This is a genomic window from Leifsonia sp. McL0627 (genome assembly GCF_058244615.1).
The window spans coordinates 1,228,220-1,247,137 of sequence record NZ_JBZCGM010000003.1 but is presented as its reverse complement, the minus strand read 5'-3'; the positions used below and the strand labels follow the sequence as shown (position 1 = coordinate 1,247,137).

At 67.6% G+C, this 18,918-nt stretch carries 20 protein-coding genes and 1 pseudogene; 13 read left to right on the top strand and 8 right to left on the bottom strand.

The features are described from left to right. Positions 1 to 151: 151 nt before the first annotated feature. Together rpsT and AC37TH_RS14235 are read right to left on the bottom strand one after the other, a co-directional pair. On the bottom strand, positions 152 to 412 hold the full coding sequence (gene rpsT, locus AC37TH_RS14240; protein WP_490764993.1) for a 30S ribosomal protein S20: 261 nt from the start codon (positions 410 to 412) through the stop codon (positions 152 to 154). A 161-nt stretch (positions 413 to 573) separates the two neighbouring features. Further along, positions 574 to 1,464: an NAD-dependent epimerase/dehydratase family protein gene (locus AC37TH_RS14235; RefSeq protein ID WP_490764992.1), complete on the bottom strand. Its 891-nt coding sequence runs from the start codon at positions 1,462 to 1,464 to the stop codon at positions 574 to 576. Positions 1,465 to 1,632: 168 nt separating this feature from the next. Between AC37TH_RS14235 and AC37TH_RS14230 the strand changes: the two genes are divergently transcribed. The 5 genes from AC37TH_RS14230 (at position 1,633) to hemW (ending at position 7,323) form a co-directional block, all read left to right on the top strand. Then, the gene (locus tag AC37TH_RS14230) at positions 1,633 to 2,850 is read left to right on the top strand and encodes an amidohydrolase (protein ID WP_490764991.1); all 1,218 of its coding nucleotides are present in this window, start codon (positions 1,633 to 1,635) and stop codon (positions 2,848 to 2,850) included. Positions 2,851 to 3,025: 175 nt separating this feature from the next. Further along, entirely contained in the window at positions 3,026 to 4,879 is a 1,854-nt protein-coding gene (gene lepA, locus AC37TH_RS14225) for a translation elongation factor 4 (protein WP_490764990.1), read from the top strand. Positions 4,880 to 4,939: 60 nt separating this feature from the next. Continuing rightward, positions 4,940 to 5,278, top strand: a complete 339-nt coding sequence (locus AC37TH_RS14220; protein WP_490764989.1) for a hypothetical protein — start codon at positions 4,940 to 4,942, stop codon at positions 5,276 to 5,278. A gap of 169 nt (positions 5,279 to 5,447) precedes the next feature. Continuing rightward, complete coding sequence (locus tag AC37TH_RS14215) at positions 5,448 to 6,095, top strand: DUF1990 domain-containing protein (RefSeq protein ID WP_490764988.1); 648 nt, start codon at positions 5,448 to 5,450, stop codon at positions 6,093 to 6,095. Position 6,096: 1 nt separating this feature from the next. After that, complete coding sequence (hemW, locus tag AC37TH_RS14210; protein WP_490764987.1) at positions 6,097 to 7,323, top strand: radical SAM family heme chaperone HemW; 1,227 nt, start codon at positions 6,097 to 6,099, stop codon at positions 7,321 to 7,323. 154 nt (positions 7,324 to 7,477) lie between these two features. On the opposite strand, the gene AC37TH_RS14205 is transcribed toward hemW, so the two are convergent. Continuing rightward, a complete protein-coding gene (locus AC37TH_RS14205) occupies positions 7,478 to 7,858 on the bottom strand; it encodes a DUF4870 domain-containing protein (RefSeq protein WP_490764986.1) in 381 nt (126 codons plus the stop codon). A 141-nt stretch (positions 7,859 to 7,999) separates the two neighbouring features. Further along, the gene (locus AC37TH_RS14200) at positions 8,000 to 8,653 is read right to left on the bottom strand and encodes a DUF4870 domain-containing protein (protein ID WP_490764985.1); all 654 of its coding nucleotides are present in this window, start codon (positions 8,651 to 8,653) and stop codon (positions 8,000 to 8,002) included. A gap of 157 nt (positions 8,654 to 8,810) precedes the next feature. Between AC37TH_RS14200 and hrcA the strand changes: the two genes are divergently transcribed. Genes hrcA through AC37TH_RS14185 form a run of 3 tightly spaced genes read left to right on the top strand, consistent with a single transcriptional unit; the run spans position 8,811 to position 11,704 of the window. After that, on the top strand, positions 8,811 to 9,830 hold the full coding sequence (gene hrcA, locus AC37TH_RS14195) for a heat-inducible transcriptional repressor HrcA (protein ID WP_490764984.1): 1,020 nt from the start codon (positions 8,811 to 8,813) through the stop codon (positions 9,828 to 9,830). A 28-nt stretch (positions 9,831 to 9,858) separates the two neighbouring features. Beyond that, entirely contained in the window at positions 9,859 to 10,968 is a 1,110-nt protein-coding gene (dnaJ, locus tag AC37TH_RS14190) for a molecular chaperone DnaJ (protein WP_490764983.1), read from the top strand. A 7-nt stretch (positions 10,969 to 10,975) separates the two neighbouring features. Beyond that, positions 10,976 to 11,704 carry a 16S rRNA (uracil(1498)-N(3))-methyltransferase gene (locus tag AC37TH_RS14185; protein WP_490764982.1) on the top strand — a complete coding sequence of 243 codons (729 nt, stop codon included), beginning with the start codon at positions 10,976 to 10,978 and terminating at the stop codon, positions 11,702 to 11,704. A 61-nt stretch (positions 11,705 to 11,765) separates the two neighbouring features. Here the strand turns inward: AC37TH_RS14185 and AC37TH_RS14180 are convergent, their stop codons facing one another. The 4 genes from AC37TH_RS14180 to AC37TH_RS14165 form a co-directional block, all read right to left on the bottom strand. Continuing rightward, positions 11,766 to 12,401 carry a hypothetical protein gene (locus tag AC37TH_RS14180; protein WP_490764981.1) on the bottom strand — a complete coding sequence of 212 codons (636 nt, stop codon included), beginning with the start codon at positions 12,399 to 12,401 and terminating at the stop codon, positions 11,766 to 11,768. A gap of 8 nt (positions 12,402 to 12,409) precedes the next feature. Further along, complete coding sequence (locus tag AC37TH_RS14175; RefSeq protein ID WP_490764980.1) at positions 12,410 to 14,104, bottom strand: alpha/beta hydrolase; 1,695 nt, start codon at positions 14,102 to 14,104, stop codon at positions 12,410 to 12,412. A gap of 47 nt (positions 14,105 to 14,151) precedes the next feature. Further along, complete coding sequence (locus AC37TH_RS14170; RefSeq protein ID WP_490764979.1) at positions 14,152 to 14,310, bottom strand: hypothetical protein; 159 nt, start codon at positions 14,308 to 14,310, stop codon at positions 14,152 to 14,154. Between the two features lie 73 nt (positions 14,311 to 14,383). Next, positions 14,384 to 14,668: a hypothetical protein gene (locus AC37TH_RS14165; protein WP_490764978.1), complete on the bottom strand. Its 285-nt coding sequence runs from the start codon at positions 14,666 to 14,668 to the stop codon at positions 14,384 to 14,386. A 119-nt stretch (positions 14,669 to 14,787) separates the two neighbouring features. On the opposite strand from AC37TH_RS14165, the gene AC37TH_RS14160 reads away from it, so the two are divergent. From AC37TH_RS14160 to era, 5 genes and pseudogenes are all read left to right on the top strand, one after another. After that, on the top strand, positions 14,788 to 15,141 hold the full coding sequence (locus AC37TH_RS14160; protein WP_490764977.1) for a histidine triad nucleotide-binding protein: 354 nt from the start codon (positions 14,788 to 14,790) through the stop codon (positions 15,139 to 15,141). Beyond that, a complete protein-coding gene (locus tag AC37TH_RS14155) occupies positions 15,131 to 16,222 on the top strand; it encodes a PhoH family protein (protein ID WP_490764976.1) in 1,092 nt (363 codons plus the stop codon). The genes AC37TH_RS14160 and AC37TH_RS14155 overlap by 11 nt, the downstream gene beginning before the upstream one ends. 9 nt (positions 16,223 to 16,231) lie before the next feature. After that, positions 16,232 to 16,693: an rRNA maturation RNase YbeY gene (gene ybeY / locus AC37TH_RS14150; protein ID WP_490764975.1), complete on the top strand. Its 462-nt coding sequence runs from the start codon at positions 16,232 to 16,234 to the stop codon at positions 16,691 to 16,693. 7 nt (positions 16,694 to 16,700) lie between these two features. Then, positions 16,701 to 17,999: a hemolysin family protein gene (locus tag AC37TH_RS14145; protein WP_490764974.1), complete on the top strand. Its 1,299-nt coding sequence runs from the start codon at positions 16,701 to 16,703 to the stop codon at positions 17,997 to 17,999. Continuing rightward, positions 17,996 to 18,888, top strand: a pseudogene (gene era, locus AC37TH_RS14140) (GTPase Era). The gene AC37TH_RS14145 and the pseudogene era overlap by 4 nt, the downstream one beginning before the upstream one ends. The last annotated feature ends 30 nt before the right edge of the window (positions 18,889 to 18,918 follow it).

Genomic DNA, 18,918 nt, shown 5'->3' with positions numbered 1-18,918 from the left:
CTGTGGTGCCGTCCGGCTGGAGCGCAACAACTGGCGTGCCCGTGCCGTCAGGCTGCAGCGCGACCGCGACCGCTGCCGGAAACGCGAAGAGCCCCCGTCCGTGGACGGGGGCTCTTCGCTGCCGGACCGGAGTCCGGGATGCTGGTGCTGCTTAGAGAGCTGCGACCTGCTTGGCGATCGCCGACTTCTTGTTGGCGGCCTGGTTCTTGTGGATGACGCCCTTGCTGGCCGCCTTGTCGAGCTTCTTGGTGGCGAGCTTCAGCGCCGAAGTCGCCTTGTCCTTGTCGCCGGCGACAACGGCCTCGCGGGTCGCGCGCACTGCGGTCTTGACCTCGCTCTTGACAGCCTTGTTGCGCTCCTGCGCCTTCTTGTTGGTGCCGATGCGCTTGATCTGCGACTTGATGTTTGCCACGTAAATACTTTCGTTAGAAGTGAGTTTCGGATGAGCCGCTCAGCGAGAGAGGGCGCCTTGCGGCAATCGTGCGGAAGAACCCACACGCAAGCCAACAAACAACTTTACCAGCGCGGGGCCCCAGCACCAAACCGGTCGCGCGTCGGACCGCGCAGGATCCGCTACTCCGCCGCGACGGTCTGCGCTGCGTACGACCCGACGATGAGGTCTTCGAGCAACGTCGCACCGTTCGGCTCCCAGCCGAGGTCGATGCGCGCCTTCGTCCCGCGCGCCTGCTGGTCGAGCAGCAGCGCGTCCGCGAAGTCGGCCCCGAGCCGGTCGCGGCTGGCGCCCGCCGACTCGTCCTGCACGCCGCCCGCGACGCCCGCCGCGGTCGCGACCGCCTCGGCCAGCTCGCGCACCGTCGGGTTCGCGCCGCTCGCACCGAGGTAGACGGCGCCCGCGTCGCCGTTCTCCAGCGCGAGGACGTAGAGCGCGGCGAGGTCGTCGACGTGGACCGTCGTCCAGTGCTGCGTTCCGTCGCCGACCAGCCGGACGGCCGGGGAGGACTCGGCGCCGCGCGGTGCCTCCACGAGTACGTTCGGGATGCCCTTGCCGTGTCCGTAGACCACGGCGGGGACGACAACGATCCCGCGGACGCCGTCGGCGGCGAGGACGCGCGCCTCTGTCGCCCCGCGCCAGGCGGTCAGTGCCGGCGGGGCGGCGGGGGAGCTCTCGTCGATGTCGGAGTTGGAACCGTAGGTCCAGATGCCTCCGGTGTGCACGAACGCCTTGCCGCTGCCCGCGAGTCCGCTCAGCACGGTGTCGACGAAGATCGGGTCGACCTCCTTCGACGATGCGAGGTGGATGACGCCGTCCGATTCGCGGGCCGCGCGCTCGACCAGCTCCGAATCCGTCGCGTCGCCGATGAGCGCGGTCGCGCCTGCCGCCTCGACCAGCGCCGCCTTCTGCTCGTCGCGGACGAGGGCGGTCACGCTGTGGCCTTCCTCGAGGAGGCGGGGGAGGACGGATGATCCGATGAAGCCGGTCGCGCCGGTCAGGAGAATGCTCATGATCATCTGAAACGCGCGCCGACCTGATCCATTCCCGCGGAGTGATATTCATTCTGCGTCGGCAGCCCGCAGTCCGCATCCCTCCACAGCTGTCTGCCACCGCGTGGTTGTCCACACCTTCGTGCACCCTCAACCATGCTCCGGGAGCCCGGGCGTAGGCTCGAATTCATGACCAACACCTCTTCCGTCGCCATCGTCAACGCCTACATCGTCCCCGTCGCGGGCGACCCGATCGAGAACGGCACCGTGCTCGTGCAGAACGGCACTATCGCCGCCGTCGGCGCCGCTGTGAGCATCCCGGAGGGCGTTCGCACCATCGATGCGAGCGGCAAGTGGGTGCTCCCCGGGTTCATCGAGTCGCACGGTCACGTCGGCATCCACGAGGAGGCCAACGGCCCGGCCGGCGACGACACCAACGAGATGACAACGCCGAACACCGCCGCGGTGCGAGCCATCGACGCGATCAACATCGACGACGAGGGATTCCGGGATGCGCTGTCCGGCGGCGTCACCTCCATCGTCGTCAAGCCGGGGTCCGGCAACCCGATCGGCGGCCAGACCGTCGCGATCAAGTCGTGGGGAGGTCGCACCATCGACGAACAGGTCCTCCGCGAGGCCGTCAGCGTGAAGTCGGCGCTCGGCGAGAACCCGAAGCGCGTCTACGGGGGCAAGAACGTCACGCCCAGCACGCGGCTCGGCGTCGCGATGATCATCCGCGAGGCCTTCGTGGAGGCGCAGAACTACCGCGCCCAGCGCGACGACGCGCAGAAGGAGGGCAAGCCGTTCGCCCGCGACCTCGGCAAGGAGACGCTCGTGCGCGTGCTCGACGGCGAGCTCGCCTGGGATCAGCACACGCACCGCCACGACGACATCGCGACCGCCATCCGCCTCGCAGACGAGTTCGGCTACCGCCTGGTCATCAACCACGGCACGGAGGCGCACAAGATCGCCGACGTCATCGCCGCGCGCGACATCCCCGTGATCTTCGGCCCGATGTTCACCTCGCGGTCCAAAGTCGAGCTGCGGGACCGCGCCATCGCGAATCTCGCGAAGATCGCCGCCGCCGGCGTCCGGGTCGCGATCACCACCGACCACCCCGTCGTGCCGATCAACTTCCTCGTGCACCAGGCCTCGCTCGCCGTCAAGGAGGGGCTGCCGCGCGAGACTGCTCTGGAGGCGCTGACGGTCAACCCCGCGTCGTTCCTCCAGCTCGACGACCGCGTCGGATCGCTCACGCCCGGGCTCGACGGCGACATCGTCATCTGGTCCGGCGATCCTCTCGACGTGAACTCGCGCGCCGAGCGCGTCTTCATCGAGGGCGCGGAGGTCTACCGCTGGGAGGACGGCGCCGGCGTCGTCGTCGAGCGCGCAGAGCGCTTCGCCTGACGCACTGCCGCCCGGTGCCCCGGCACCTGTAGACGCCGCGCATCCGCGCATCGCATCGAGTGGTCCCGAATTGCCGTGCGCATCCCGTGCCGCACGGCGATTCGGGACCAGTGGATCGCTCGCCGGAGCGCCCGAATAGGAGACGCGCCCGTCGGCGTGGGAGAATCGCAGCACAATGTCACCACGAGCTCTGAAGGCCCTTGAGCCCGCCGCGACCGATCCGGCGTTCATCCGCAACTTCTGCATCATCGCCCACATCGACCACGGCAAGTCCACCCTGGCCGACCGGATGCTGCAGATCACCGGCGTCGTCGCCGAGCGCGACATGCGCGCGCAGTATCTCGACCGCATGGACATCGAACGTGAGCGCGGCATCACGATCAAGAGCCAGGCCGTTCGGATGCCGTGGGGCGACGACGACGGCCAGGCGTTCACCTTGAACATGATCGACACGCCCGGTCACGTCGACTTCACCTACGAGGTGTCCAGGTCGCTGGCTGCCTGCGAGGGCGCGATCCTGCTGGTCGACGCCGCGCAGGGCATCGAGGCCCAGACGCTCGCGAACCTCTACCTCGCGCTCGAGAACGACCTCACGATCATCCCGGTGCTCAACAAGATCGACCTCCCCGCCGCCGACCCGGACAAGTACGCCGCCGAGCTGGCCAGCCTCATCGGCGGCAAGCCGGAAGATGTCCTGCGCGTCTCCGGCAAGACCGGCATGGGCGTCGACGCGCTTCTCGACAGGGTGGTGGAGCTCATCCCCGCTCCGGTCGGTGTGAAGGACGCCCCGGCCCGCGCGATGATCTTCGACTCCGTCTACGACAGCTACCGCGGCGTCGTCACCTACGTTCGCATGATCGACGGCAAGCTCTCGCCGCGCGAGCGCATCCAGATGATGTCGACCAAGGCCACGCACGAGATCCTCGAGATCGGTGTGTCGTCCCCGGAGCCCACCCCCTCGAAGGGGTTGGGTGTCGGCGAGGTCGGCTACCTGATCACGGGTGTGAAAGACGTCCGCCAGTCGAAGGTCGGAGACACCGTCACCACGGCGTCCAAACCGGCGACGAACGCGCTGCCCGGTTACACGGAGCCGAAGCCGATGGTCTTCTCTGGCCTGTATCCGATCGACGGCAGCGACTACCCCGAACTGCGCGAGGCGCTCGACAAGCTCAAGCTCTCCGATGCCGCACTCGTCTACGAGCCGGAGACCTCCGTCGCCCTCGGCTTCGGTTTCCGCTGCGGCTTCCTCGGGCTGCTGCACCTGGAGATCGTCACCGAGCGCCTCGAACGCGAGTTCGGCCTCGACCTCATCACCACCGCGCCGAGCGTGATCTACGAGGTGACCACCGAAGACAAGAAGGTCATCACGGTCACCAACCCGAGCGAGTTCCCCGGCGGCAAGATCGCCAAGGTGGAGGAGCCGATGGTGAAGGCCGCGATCCTGGCGCCCAAGGATTACGTCGGCGTGATCATGGAACTCTGCCAGGGCCGCCGCGGCGCGCTGCTCGGCATGGAGTACCTCGGCGAAGACCGGGTCGAGATCCGGTACACGATGCCGCTCGGCGAGATCGTCTTCGACTTCTTCGACCAGCTGAAGAGCCGCACCGCCGGCTACGCCTCCCTCGACTACGAGCCCACCGGCCAGCAGGAGGCCGACCTCGTGAAGGTCGACATTCTGCTTCAGGGCGAGCAGGTGGATGCGTTCAGCGCGATCGTCCACCGAGACAAGGCATACGCGTACGGCGTCCTGATGACCGGCCGCCTGCGCGAGCTGATCCCGCGTCAGCAGTTCGAGGTCCCCATCCAAGCCGCGATCGGCGCCCGCATCATCGCCCGCGAGAGCATCAGGGCGATGCGCAAGGACGTCCTCGCGAAATGCTACGGCGGCGACATCACCCGCAAGCGCAAGCTCCTCGAGAAGCAGAAGGAAGGCAAGAAGCGCATGAAGATGGTCGGCCGTGTCGAGGTCCCCCAGGAGGCGTTCATCGCTGCGCTCTCCGGCGACGTGGAGAAGAAGGACAAGAAGTAGCGTGCCTCTTCGACGCTCCTCGGGCAGCTGTGGGAGGACGAAGCGAACGGATACGACCGGGTGAGCTGGCGCGTCGGCCTGCGCCTGATCTACGGGTTCGCTGCGGCCGCACTGATCGTCCTGGGCGTCTTCTGGTGGCTTCCGTTGATGGGGGAAGGCGAGTCGGTCAACCAGCGTGGCCTGTACGCACCCTTCCTGTTCGCAGTGCTGCCGATTGCCGGGTTCGTCTCGACCTTCGCCGTAGCTCCGAAGACGTCGCGCAGCGACGCCTTCATGGAACGCGCGCGTGAACTCCACAGGCCGAGCCGCGCGCGGAAGAGCCGGTTGGTCGTGCTGACCACTGCGCTGTCGATCGCGCTCATTGTCGGCGGGGTCGCCGCGATCCTCCTCACCGCGTAATGGATCAGCCGCGCGACCGGTCCCAGCCGAGCAGCCGCGACCCACGACCATCCGCCGGATCCCTGAACGCTGCGCGTTCACCCGGGTGGTACGCGCCAAGTAGAGTTGTCGTCTGGCTCCGACCGTTGGAGACTGGGCACAGCCAGAGTGAGGAAATGAAGTAGCAGCCATGCGTCGCTCCACGTACACCGATCAGCCCGTCACCTATGGTGCGGTCGGCGGCACGCAAGCGCCCGACCTGCTCTACTACCCGCCGAAGGGCTACCGCCCGCTGATCAGGCAGGCGCGGATCGGCAGCGGCGAGGACCGCTTCGCGTCGACCGTCACCGCGCTGATGACGTGGGGTGTGCAGCGGGGAAGCGGCATCAAGGTCACCGAGACCCACGAGGGCACAGGCGTGCAATATGAGGGCGTCGTGTTCAACCCGGACGGAACCCCGGCGAAGATGCAGGAGCACCGTCCGTCGGAGGCGATCTTCGCCGACGACGGTTCGCCGTACATCGCCAACGGGATGACCGCCGTGCTGAAGATCCCGTTCTGGCCGGTGCTGGTGTCCGCGCCGGTCCGCGTCGTCTACGTCATCGACGAGCCGCAGCGGGCGGGCTTCGCCTATGGAACGCTGCACGGGCATCCGGAGTCTGGTGAGGAGGCGTTCATCGTCGAGCTGCGCGATGACGGCTCGGTGTGGTTCGTGTTGCGGGCGTTCTCGCGGCCGTCGACCACGTTCTACCGGCTGACTGCGCCCATCCTGAGGTTGGTGCAGCGTCACTACACCGCCAAGTATCTGCGTTCGCTTCTGCCCGTGCGGTCGGCCTGACGTGCCGAGCGCTCTTCCCCTCGGCGATCCGGCTCCGGCCGACGGCCTGCTTCCCTCCAGCGTTCTCGACGGCGTCGACGAGCGCGCGTTCGGGGTCTACCTGCACGTGCCGTTCTGCCGGGTGCGTTGCGGGTACTGCGACTTCAACACCTACACCGCCACCGAGCTGCGGGGCGTCTCGCAATTCGAGTACGCCGGTCACGCGCAGCGCGAGGTCGCTTTCGGCGCCTCCGTGCTGGAGCGGAGCGGCCTCCCGGCGCGTGCGGTGTCGACCGTGTTCTTCGGCGGTGGTACCCCGACCATGCTTCCCGCCTCCGACCTGACAGGGATGCTCGGCTCCGTCCGGGATGCGTGGGGTCTGGCCGACGGGGCGGAGATCACCACAGAGGCCAACCCAGACTCGGTCGACGCCGCCTACCTGCAGGGGTTGGCCGCCGCCGGGTTCACGCGCGTTTCGTTCGGGATGCAGTCGGCTGTCCCGCACGTGCTCGCGACACTGGAGCGCACCCACGACCCGGAGCGTGTGCCGCTGGTGGTCCAGTGGGCGCGCGACGCCGGACTGCAGGTGAGCCTCGACCTCATCTACGGAACGCCGGGGGAGTCGCTGGACGACTGGGAGCGGTCGCTCGACGCGGCGATCGCCTGCCGCCCGGATCATCTGTCCGCGTATTCGCTGATCGTCGAGACGGGCACGAAGCTCGCCAGACAGATCAAGTCGGGTCAGGTCGCCGAACCGGATGAGGACCTGCAGGCCGACATGTACGAGCTGGCGGATGCGCGGCTCGGCGGCGCCGGGTACGGGTGGTACGAGGTCAGCAACTGGGCGGTCGACGACCAGCACCGGTCACGCCACAACCTGGCGTATTGGCAGGGGCACGACTGGTGGGGCGTCGGGCCGGGGGCGCACAGCCACGTCGGCGGTGTCCGCTGGTGGAACGTGAAGCATCCGGCCGCATACGCAGGCCGCGTACTGGCGGGCGAGTCCCCGGCGGCCGGTCGCGAGACGCTCGACGCCGAGACCAGGCGCGTGGAGCGCGTGCTGCTCCTCACGCGCATCCGGGACGGCATCACGACGGCCGACCTCGACCAGCACGGCCGCACCGCCGTCGCCGGCCTGATCGCCGACGGCCTGGTGGATGCGCGCCAGGCGCTCCAAGGGAACGTCGAGCTCACGCTCTCCGGCCGCCTGCTCGCCGACGCCGTCGTCCGCCGCCTCCTCGACGACTGACGCGGCACGCACGCTCTCACCCCTCGCCGCCCCGGCCCGCCCCTCAACGCAAACGAGTGGTCCCGAATTGCCGTGCGTGCACGTGTGCACGCGGCAATTCGGGACCACTCGATGAGGCGCGAGCGCCGGAAGCCGGAAGCCGGAAGCCGGAAGGCTAGCTGACGAACCGGATGGCCAGCGGGTACACGTAGTACTCGCCCTGGTTGGCCTTGATGGCGGCGATGATGCTGAAGACGATGTTGATGATCGCGGCGGCTGCGATGAGGATCACGCCGACGAAGACGATCGACAGGATCGATCCGACCGCGTATGCGATGAAGATCGTGATCTGGAAGTTCAGGGCCGTCGCGGTGTGCGCGCGGACGAATGGTCCCTTGTCTTTGAGAACGAGATAGCCGATGAGCGCCGGAATCCAGTTGAAGATGATTCCACCGATGTGGACCAGCGTGGCCCAGAGCTTCTCATCCGAGGGGCTGAGCTGCTGGGACTGGCCTCCGTATGGTGCGCCGGGGGGCGGCGGGGGCGTTGCGGACATGTTCTCTCCTTGGCTGCGCCCGGGAGTCCGGGCGGGGTCGTGGACGGGATCGTCAGCCACAACAGTAAGGCAAAGCCGCCGAAACTGGGAAGACGCCGAGAGACCGGGGTCCCTCGGCGTCTCCGCCAGGCGCGCGCGGCGCTACTTGATGAAGCGGAAGTTCACCGGGTAGCGGTACGTGCCTCCGCCGTTGACCTTGACGAATCCGAGGATCGAGAAGATCAGGTTGACGACGTAGAGGATCCACGGGATGAGCAGGCCGAAGATGACCCACCCGAATCCGGTGAACGTCAGGACCGCGCCGACGATCTGGGAGGCGAGCCAGATGATGATCCAGGTGATCTGCCAGTTGAGCGCCTCTTTGGCCTCCTGGTTGGTCAGTCGCCCGCGGTCTTTGAACACGAGGAAGATGATGAGCGACGGCAGCACCCAGAGGATGCCGCCGAGGTGCGCGAACGACGCCCACTGCTTGTCCTGGGTGGGGTCGAGCGGGGCGGCGGGGGCCGCATACGGCTGCTGGGGCTGCTGCGGAGGAACCTGGCCGCCGTACGGCTGCTGCTGAGGGGGCTGCTGACCGTATGGCTGCTGGGGCGGGACCTGCCCGCCATATGGCTGCTGCTGCGGGGGCTGTTGCGGAGGAACCTGCCCGCCGTATGGCTGCTGGGGCGGCTGCTGCTGCGGGGGCTGCTGCTGCGGCGGAACCTGCCCGTACGGCTGCTGCGGGGGAACGTTCGGCTGTTGCGGGGGAACAGCGCCTTCTGCCGGGTCCACCGGCGGCTGGTTCGGGTCACTCATGGTCGGAACCTCTCGTTCGCGGGATCGCTGAATCGAACCTGTGCGCATACCGTACTGCCGCCGCTCCGGCGGGTGCAATGATCGCGTGGGTGTGTCAGGGCGTTATGATTAGCACTCAGGTTCAGTGAGTGCTAAGAGTCTTCGGGAGGCGGGTCGCATGGTTTCTGAGCGGAGCCTCGAAGTGCTGCGCGTGATCGTGCAGGACTACGTCGCCTCGCGGGAACCGGTCGGGTCGAAGAGCATCGTGGAGCGTCACGCGTTCGGCGTGTCCGCCGCGACGATCCGCAACGACATGGCCGCCCTCGAAGAGGAGGACCTGATCGCGGCGCCGCACACGTCGTCCGGTCGGGTTCCGACCGACAAGGGCTACCGGCTGTTCGTCGACCACCTCGCCGAGGTGCGTCCGCTCAGCCACGCGCAGCGGCAGGCGATCGAGGTGTTCCTGGGCGACTCGGTGGATCTGGACGACGTGCTCGTTCGCACGGTCCGTCTGCTCTCGCAGCTGACCAACCAGGTCGCCCTTGTTCAGTATCCGTCGGTGTCGCGGTCGCGGATCCGGCACATCGAGTTGGTGATGCTCGCTCCGCGCAGGCTGCTCAGTGTGCTCATCACCGACTCCGGCGCCGTCGAGCAGCGAACCATCGAGCTGTCGTCCGAACTGTCGGACGAAGACGTTGCCGAGATTCGCGGCGCGATCAACGGGGCGGCGGCCGGGCTGTCCCTCGCCGACGCCACCGCCAGGCTCTCGCAGCTACCGGATGCACTGACCGAGCGCACGCAGGCGCTGGTCGAGCCCGTGGCACTTGCTTTGATGGAGCAGATCGCCGCGAACCGCCAGGACAAACTGGTGATGGCGGGGGCTGCGAACCTGGTCCGCACCGAGCACGACTTCACGGGGAGCATCTACCCCGTCCTCGAAGCCATCGAGGAGCAGGTCGTGCTGTTGAAGCTGTTCGGTGAGATGGCCGGCGACCAGCACGGGGTGGCGGTGAGCATCGGGCGCGAGAATGCGTCGTTCGGGCTCGCGGAGACCTCTGTGCTGTCGAGCGGCTACACCGCCTCCGGTTCGGAGCTGGCGCGCCTCGGCGTGCTCGGCCCGCTCCGCATGGACTATTCGAGCAACATGGCCGCCGTTCGAGCGGTGGCCCGCTACCTCTCCCGCCTGCTCGGCGAATAAGACAACGAACACGAAGGAAAAGCCGTCTGTGGCCGACCACTACGAAGTCCTGGGCGTTGAGCGCAACGCCACTCCCGATGAGATCAAGAAGGCGTACCGCCGCCTCGCCCGCGAACTCCACCCGGACGTGAACCCGTCCACGGAGGCGTCGGAGCGGTTCAAGCTGGTGACGCATGCGTACGACGTGCTGAGCGACCCGCAGCAGCGCGAGCAGTACGATCTCGGACCCCAGGCCGGCTTCGGCGGGGGAGGCGGCCAGAACTTCGGCGGCTTCGGCGACATCTTCGAGACGTTCTTCGGCGGAGGCAGCCAGAGCCGCGGCCCGAAGTCGCGCAGGGAGCGTGGCCAGGATGCGTTGCTGCGCGTGGAGGTCGACCTCGACGAGGTCATCTTCGGCACGCACCGCGACCTCGAGGTCGACACCGCGATCGTCTGCGAGACCTGCAACGGGTCGTGCTGCCAGCCGGGCACCGCTCCCGTCACCTGCGACATCTGTCACGGCACCGGCAGCATTCAGCGTTCCGTGCGCTCGCTGCTCGGCAACGTGATGACCTCCTCGCCGTGCGGCACCTGCCGCGGCTACGGCACGGTCATCGCGACCCCGTGTGTCACCTGCCAGGGTCAGGGCCGTGTCCGCGCACGCCGCACCGTCCCCGTCGACATCCCCGCCGGTGTAGACACGGGTCTGCGCCTACAGATGCCGGGCAGCGGCGAGGCCGGACCGGCCGGCGGCCCGAACGGCGACCTCTACCTGGAGATCAAGGTCAAGCACGACGACGTCTTCAGCCGTGACGGCGACGATCTGCTCTGCACCCTGGAGGTGGCGATGACGGATGCGATCCTCGGCACCACCGCCACGGTGAAGGCGCTCGACGGCGACATCAAGCTGGAGCTGAAGGCGGGCATCCAGAGCGCGGACATCATCTCGGTGAAGGACCGCGGCATCACGCACCTGCGCGGCAACGGGCGCGGAGATCTTCGCGTGGGCATCCAGGTGGTCACCCCGACCAAGCTGGACCACAAGGAGCGCGAGCTGATTAAACAGTTCGCTGCCACCCACAAGCAGGCGGACCCGTCGCTCGCGCGGTTCCAGCAGGGCTTGTTTGCGAAGCTGCGCGACCGCTTCCTGAACGTCTGAGCAATCGATGAGTTCGCTCTATCTGCGTGAGGACCTCGACGACGTCACGGTCGGCGGACGCCTGACGATCACCGGCGCGGAGGCGAAGCACGCGGCGACGGTGAACCGCACGCGCCCCGGCCAGTCTGTCTTGATCGGCAACGGCCGGGGGCTCGTGGCCTCCGGTGAGGTGATCGAGGCAACGAACGCCGCGCTGACCATCGACGTGGACGTGGTGGAGCGCGTCGAGCGCGCCGCCCCGGCGATCACGCTCGTGCAGGCTCTCGCCAAGGGCGACAGGGACGAACTCGCCATCCAGGCAGCCACCGAGCTGGGGGTGGATGCGGTGGTCCCGTGGTCCGCGAGCCGTTCCGTCTCCCGCTGGGAGGGGCCGAAGGTCGCCAAGGGCCGCGAACGCTGGGCGACCATCGTGCGCGAAGCCGCCAAGCAGTCGATCCGTGCCTGGGTGCCGGAGGTCGGCGAGCTGGCGTCCACGAAGCAGGTGGCGGCGCTGTGCGCGGGGGCGCGCGTACTGGTGCTGGAGCCCGACGCGGATGCGAAGCTGACCGACATACAGCAGGACGGGCGGCCGCTCGTGCTCGTCGTCGGCCCGGAGGGCGGGATCGCGCCGTCCGAGCTCGACGCGTTCCGCGACGCGGGCGCCGAACTCGTGCGGCTCGGCTCGACGGTGCTGCGCACCTCGACCGCCGGGCCCGCCGCTCTTGCCGTGCTGAACGCTGCGCTGGGGCGCTGGTAGCCCCGTCGCTGAGGAGTGCCTCCCTGGGGTCGGTCGAGCGTGATCGCCCAGCGGTGCGTGGTCAGCGGTCGGGGTAGGGGGTGATCGTCGGGGTGTCGGTCGGGTGGTACGGGTCGGGTTCGAGCATGTCGAATTCGCGGTAGCCGGTGGGTCCGGCGAACATGTCCAGGGTGGGGTCGGTAGAGCACTCGGTGTAGGTCTTGAGAACGAAGAACACGTCCTGCCCGATCACTCCGGCAGCAAGGGTTCCGTCTGCGCGATCCGCACGGATCTGAGTGAAATGGTTGCCGCCTGGCGCGGTGATCGTGGGGATCACGGTGCTGACGGTGTAACCCAGTTCCGCCCAGTAGTCACCCATCAAGTTCGCGAACGCCACGGGATCGCCGACGGGTGCGTGGAAGAGCGGTGCATCAAAGCGCTGGCGTGTCTCGCCTCTGGAGGTGGAGCATCGGGAGCCCAGGAATTCATCCGTTTCCGGATTCCATGGAATGGCGTCGGGCTGTGTGTCGTACGCCCACCCGTCGGGGAAGCCGGAGGCGGCCATTGCAGCGGTGGCGTCGGCGATGAGCTGCGCTCGGAGTTGCTGTCCGGTTTTCTGGGGTCCGGGATCGGTGGGAGTGGTCATGGTGCAACCTCCAAGGGTGAGCGTGGCGACGATGGCAAAGAGGGCTGGAGTGCGGATGGTGGTCTGGCTCATGTGTCTTCTCAGAGTCGGGGACCCCGGCTGGTCTCGGCGATCAGGTCCGCGATCTCGTTGTGCTTGTCTGCCGAGCGGGTGGTGTCGGTGAGGCCCCCGTTCACGTTGTGAGGTTGTCCGGAGGTGGTTGCAGCGATGTTGTGCAGCGATTGAGTGTCAAGGTCGTAGTAGCCGTGTCCTGCGGAGGGGATGGTGTTGAGGGTCAGCGGTCCGCTGTTACGTTCTCTGCCCTTTTCGCCGAGGGGGTTGTGTCCGTCGACCCGTTTCAGGTCCTTTCCGTCGCCGTCGGAGGAGAAGGCTTCGGCTCCGCCGATGGCGCGGCTTCTTGGATCCGCCACCGCCGGGTTGGGTTCGGCACGTCCGGAGACGGAGGAGCCGAGCGGGGCGAGGCCGTCGGCGGTGGCCGCGGTGGTGTAGAGGTGGTCGGCGCGAATCGCGGACAGCGACGGCACCAGGTCCGTGTCGATTCCGGCGGAGCCGACCATCACGAACGCGTCGATCCGGGTGTGGACCAAGGTCAGCGCGGCCGCGGCCATCGTGGTGCCGTAGGAGTGGGCGGTGACAGTGATCGGCGACGCGCCCGGCCCGAATACGTCGCGGGTGGCCGCGTTTCCGTCGAGCTCGGCAGCGAACCGCGGCGCCCCCTTTTTTGCCGAGATGCTGAGGTTGACTCCGACGAGGTCCGGGTTGTCGTACTCCAGCCACGCGATCACCCCAGGACGGCCGACGTCAAGTTCCTTCTGGGCGCGGTAGAGGTTTTTGGCGGCGTCAGTCCAATCATCAAGAGCGTCCTTGGCCCCGAAGCCCATGCCACCCGCGCACCAAGTCGTATTCTGACAAGCGTCGAGGTCGCCGTAGCCGACAGCGACCATCGGAGGTTCGCTGAAGAGGTTGAACGCCACCAACCGCACTGGTGTGCCGCGAGAGGGCGCTTCCAACGCCCGCTCCATCTTCTTCAGCACAGCACGCTGATCGTCCGTCAGGTGTGGGTTCTTCTCCGCCTGCGCCAGGCTGATGCGGTTGGCACGGTCACGATCCGTGTACGGCATCCCGGGCAGATTCCCGAGAATCCCCGGCGCAACCGCGAGGAGCTGGTCCCGCACCTCCACCGGGAGACCGTTCCACCAGCCGGCGACCGCCTCTGGGTTCGGAGGGGTGTCCCAGAACTGCTGCTGGAGTGTCGCATCGCCGGTGAGCAGCGTGGCGAGCTCGTCCGGGGTAAGTCGATGCAGCAAGGTCATCAGCGCGACGTCGCTCCCGCGCCCGGCCGCATCGATCGTGCCGAGCTTGCTCGCGCCGGACGCGAAGTCCTTCAGGTCCGTCGCGGTGGCGTGAGCGATGGCGCCGGTCCTGGCGGCCTCCAGCCCGCGAACGAAGATCGCCTCCGCGTGCTCGTACTCCCGCTTCGCGTCCTGTCCGTGCCCGCGCGCGTCAGCCAGCCGCGCCTCGGCGTCCTCGAGGCTGTGCTGCGCCCTGACCAGGTCATCGTGTGCTTCTTCGGCATGGCGCCGCGCCGTCAGGAGCTCCGTCCCCGTCGAATGGTCATCGTGCGACGACGCTCTCTGCAGCGTCTCCAGACTCTCCAGCAGCGCGGCGTGATCGCCGGTGAGCGTACACACCACAGCCTGGGCGATGGCGATATCGCGTTCGGCGTCTTCCGCAGAGCGCAGCGCCTGGTCGGCGGAGTACTGCGTGGAGAACATCGCGTCCGCCCACACCCTCGCCGCGGCACCCGCCTCGCCGTGGCTCGCTAGACTGTGCTCGCACCGTCTGCGACCACCCGCAACCGCTCACGGAACGCCTCCGCAGCGAGACCGGACCAGGCGTGAACGTCGACGATCGCCACCGTCTCGTTCATCTTCTCGGCTCGCACCCGATAGCGCTCCGAATGCGCCTGCAATTCTGACATCCACGCTGTGACCGCACCAGGAATCCCCGGGGTCGGATCATCGTGGAACATCAACGGCGACCAATCTCGTCCGTCAGAACGCATGAACGCCACCGCCGAATCGTCGGGCGTCGTCGGCATCGCGGCTGGTGTACGCATCCGCCGCCGAACGCAGCACCGTCGCCAGGGCATCCGAACTCTGCGTCACAGCCGACCGTCCGGTGGTCCAGTAGTCGGCGAACTCCTCGAAAGCCGCGTCTGACTGCACCGACCCGAGGTCGCCGGGGCCGAACCTCCGGCCCCGAGGATCCTGCTCGGTTGCTGACAGGGCGGTCGCCCCCGCCCGCAGGCGAGTCGGATCAATCGTCACTTTTGACATGACACACACTGTATCCGCAACGCCAATGTGAAATGTTTGGCCGCGCGTGATCATTACGCTTCTGGCAGACTCCGCCGACGGCTGCCGCACTGCGGGGACGCACGAATAGAATGGAACACATGGAAACCGAGCAGCCTTCGATCTTCTCCCGCATCATCGCGGGGGAGATCCCGGCCGACATCGTCTACGACGGCGAGCGCATCATCGCGTTCCGCGACATCGCGCCCAAGGCACCCGTCCACCTGCTCGTGGTGCCGAAGACGCAGCAGTACCGCGACGTCGTGGAGCTCGCCGCTGGCGACCCTGCGCTGCTCGCCGAGCTGGTCGCGACGGCGAAACGACTCGCCGAGGAACACGCGGACGGCGATTTCCGTTTGATCTTCAACACAGGGGCGAACGCCGGACAGACCGTGTTCCACGTCCACGCCCACGTTCTGAGCGGAGAGCTCGAGGAAGGAAGCCTTGCCGACTAGCGAATCAACGCCGGCCGCCGGAGAGCCGACGGCGGAGTCCGAAGCGCGGCTGCACGTCGACGGCGTGCAGATGGTGCGGTTGCTCGGTCCGCAGGACCGGCTGCTGACCACCCTGGAGCGGCAGTATCCGCTGGTCAGCGTGCACGTGCGCGGCAACGAGATCTCCCTGACCGGCGACGCCGTGCAGGTCGAGGCCGCCCGCCGGTTGATCGAGGAGTTGCTGCTGATGGTGCGCAACGGCCAGGAGATCAGTCCGGCCGAGGTGACCAGTTCGGCCAGGATGCTCGACACCGGGCTGAACCTGAGCCCGTCGGATGTGCTGAGCCAGGCGATCCTGACCGCACGCGGCAAAGCGATCAGGCCGAAGACGCTCGGTCAGAAGGAGTACGTCGACGCGATCGACCACAACACGATCGTGTTCGGCATCGGTCCGGCGGGAACGGGCAAGACCTACCTCGCGATGGCGAAGGCCGTGCAGGCGCTCCAGCGCAAAGAGGTCAGCAGGATCATCCTGACCCGTCCGGCCGTGGAGGCCGGCGAACGCCTCGGCTACCTGCCTGGCACGCTCACCGACAAAATCGACCCGTATCTGCGTCCGCTCTACGACGCGCTCAACGAGATGATGGACCCCGACCTCGTGCCGAAGCTCCTCGCGGCGGGCACGATCGAGGTCGCCCCGCTGGCCTACATGCGCGGTCGCACCCTGAACGACTCGTTCATCGTGCTCGACGAGGCGCAGAACACCACGCCGGAGCAGATGAAGATGTTCCTCACCCGGCTCGGTTTCGGGTCGCGGATGGTCGTCACCGGCGACATCACGCAGGTGGACCTGCCGACCGCGGCGAGCGGGCTGCGGCTGGTCACGCGCGTCCTCAAAGACATCGACGACATCCACTTCGCGCGGCTCACGAGCGACGACGTCGTCCGGCACACGCTGGTCGGCCGCATCGTGGACGCGTACACCGAGTACGACGCGCAGAAGCAGGCCTTGCACTACGAGCGCGAGCAGGCGGCGGAGTTCGCCAACCGCGCAGAACGCCGCTCGTCCATCCCGCGCGACCGCTTCCCCAAACGACGTTAGGCCCGGCCCATGAGTATCGAAGTCAACAACGAGTCGGCCATCCCGGTAGACGAGGCCGCCCTGCAGCGGCTCGCCGGGTACGCGTTCGACATCATGCACGTGCATCCGGATGCGGAGCTCGCGATCGTCCTGGTGGATGAGGCGGCCATGGAGCAGCTGCACGTGCAGTGGATGGACGAGCCCGGTCCGACGGACGTCCTCAGCTTCCCGATGGACGAGCTTCGCCCCGGCACAGAGGAGGAGCCTGCCCCCGCCGGCCTCCTCGGCGATGTCGTGCTCTGCCCGCAGGTCGCCCAGGCCCAGGCGGAGACCGCCGGGCACTCCCTGATGGAGGAGCTCCTGCTGCTGACGACGCACGGCATCCTGCACCTGCTCGGCTTCGATCACGCCGAGCCGGCGGAGGAGCGCGAGATGTTCGGCATCCAGCGCGACATCCTGGTGGGTTTCTCCCGCTACGACCGACAGCGATAGGCACCGGATGCTCGCAACGCTGTTCTTCATCGTCGCGTTCCTGCTCGTCGCTTTCGGCGGCCTGATGGCCGCTGTGGACTCCGCCCTGTCTGTGCAGTCCAGGAACGACATCGCCGAGCTGGCGGAGACGTCGAGGGCGAAGAAGTCGCTGCTCGCCATCGCCGCCGACCCCGGCGCGCATTTCAACGCGATCAACTTCAGCAGGATCACCGCGGAGACGACGGCGGCCGTGCTCGTCACGCTCGCCTTCGAGCAGATCTTCGAGGAGTGGTGGATCTCGCTGCTGCTCTCCGCCCTCATCATGACGGCGGTGTCGTTCGTGCTCGTCGGGGCGAGCCCGCGCAGTGTCGGCCGCGCCAACTCCACGATGCTGTTGCGGCTGACCGCTCCGCTCGTGCGGTTCATCCGGGTGATCCTCGGGCCGATCGCGGGTGGGCTGGTCGCCCTGGGCAACAGGGTGACGCCGTCGCGCGCCCGGTCTGCGCCGGTCGCGAGCGAGGAGCAGCTGCTCAGCATCGTCGACGAGGCGACCGAGTTCGACGTGCTCGAGGAGGACGACCGCGAGCTGATCCATTCGATCTTCGAGTTCAACGAGACCGTTGTGCGCGAGGTGATGATCCCGCGCACCGACATGGTCACGATCGACACATCTGCGAGCCTCGGCACGGCAATGGGACTGTTCTTCAGCAAGGGCGTCTCGCGGGTGCCGGTGATCGACGGCGACCCCGACGAGGTCGTGGGTGTTCTCTACCTCCGGGATGCCGCGAAGCTCAGCTTCGAGAGCCCGCTCGGGGCCGACCAGATCACGATGGGCGACATCGCGCGCCCACCGCTGTTCGTGCCGGAGTCGCAGAAGGCGGATGAGCTGCTGCGGCAGATGCAGCTGGAGTCCAACCACCTGGCGATGGTGGTGGACGAGTACGGCGGCATCGCCGGGCTGGTCACGCTGGAAGACCTGATCGAGGAGCTCGTCGGCGACATCTCCGACGAGTACGACCACGAGGTCGAACTGGTGCAGCGGATCGGAGACGGCCGCTACCGCGTCAGCACGCGCCTGCCGCTCGACGAGCTCGGCGAACTTTTCGACCTGGAGATCGAGGACGACGACGTCGACAGCGTCGGCGGGCTCGTCGCCAAAGCGCTCGGCCGGCTGCCGGAGGTGGGGTCCACCGCAGCCAGCCACGGCCTGCGGTTCACCGTCGACCGGACAGAGGGCCGCCGCAAACACGTCACCACTGTGCTCGTCGAACGCGACGCCGCACTGATCTCGGCGCCAGGGGCGCCGGAAGAGGAGAACCACTCGTGAACGACTTCCATGCCGGCTTCGCGTCGTTCGTCGGCCGTCCCAACGTCGGCAAGTCCACCCTGACCAACGCGCTCGTGGGGGAGAAGGTGGCGATCACCTCGTCCAAGCCGCAGACCACCCGCCGCGCCATCCGAGGGATCGTGCACCAGAAGAACGGGCAGCTGATCCTTGTGGACACCCCGGGCATCCACCGGCCGCGCACCCTGCTGGGCGAACGGCTCAACTCGCTCGTGCAGTCGACGCTCGGCGATGTGGACGTGATCGGCTTCTGCGTCCCCGCCGACGAGAAGATCGGACCGGGCGACCGGTTCATCAACGACCAGCTCAACGAGTACCCGCGCGCCAAGAAGGTCGCGATCGTGACCAAGATCGACGCGGCGAGCAAGGCGGCCGTCGCCGAGCAGCTGCTCGCGGTGTCCGAGCTGCGCGAGTGGGAGGCGATCGTGCCGTTGTCGGCGACCAGCCACATCCAGTTGGACACGCTCACCACCGAGCTGATGCGACTGCTCCCGCTGTCGCCTGCCCCGCTCTACCCGTCGGATGCGGTGACGGACGAGGGCCTGGAGGACCGGATCTCGGAGTACATCCGCGAGGCGGTGCTCGAGGGCGTCGAAGACGAGCTGCCCCACTCGCTCGCCGTCACCATCGACGACATCATCGAGCGCGACGACAAAGACCTGGTGGAGGTGTACGCCAACCTGTTCGTCGAGCGGGACAGCCAGAAGGCGATCGTCATCGGCAAGGGCGGCAGCCGCATCAAGGAGGTCGGCGCGACCGCCCGCAAGCCGTTGAGGAGCTGCTCGGCAAGCACGTGTTCCTGTCGATCAGGGTCAAGGTGGCCAAGGACTGGCAGCGCGACCCGAAGCAGCTCGGTCGCCTCGGGTTCTGAGTTCCCGCGTGGCGGAACAGCGCGGGACCG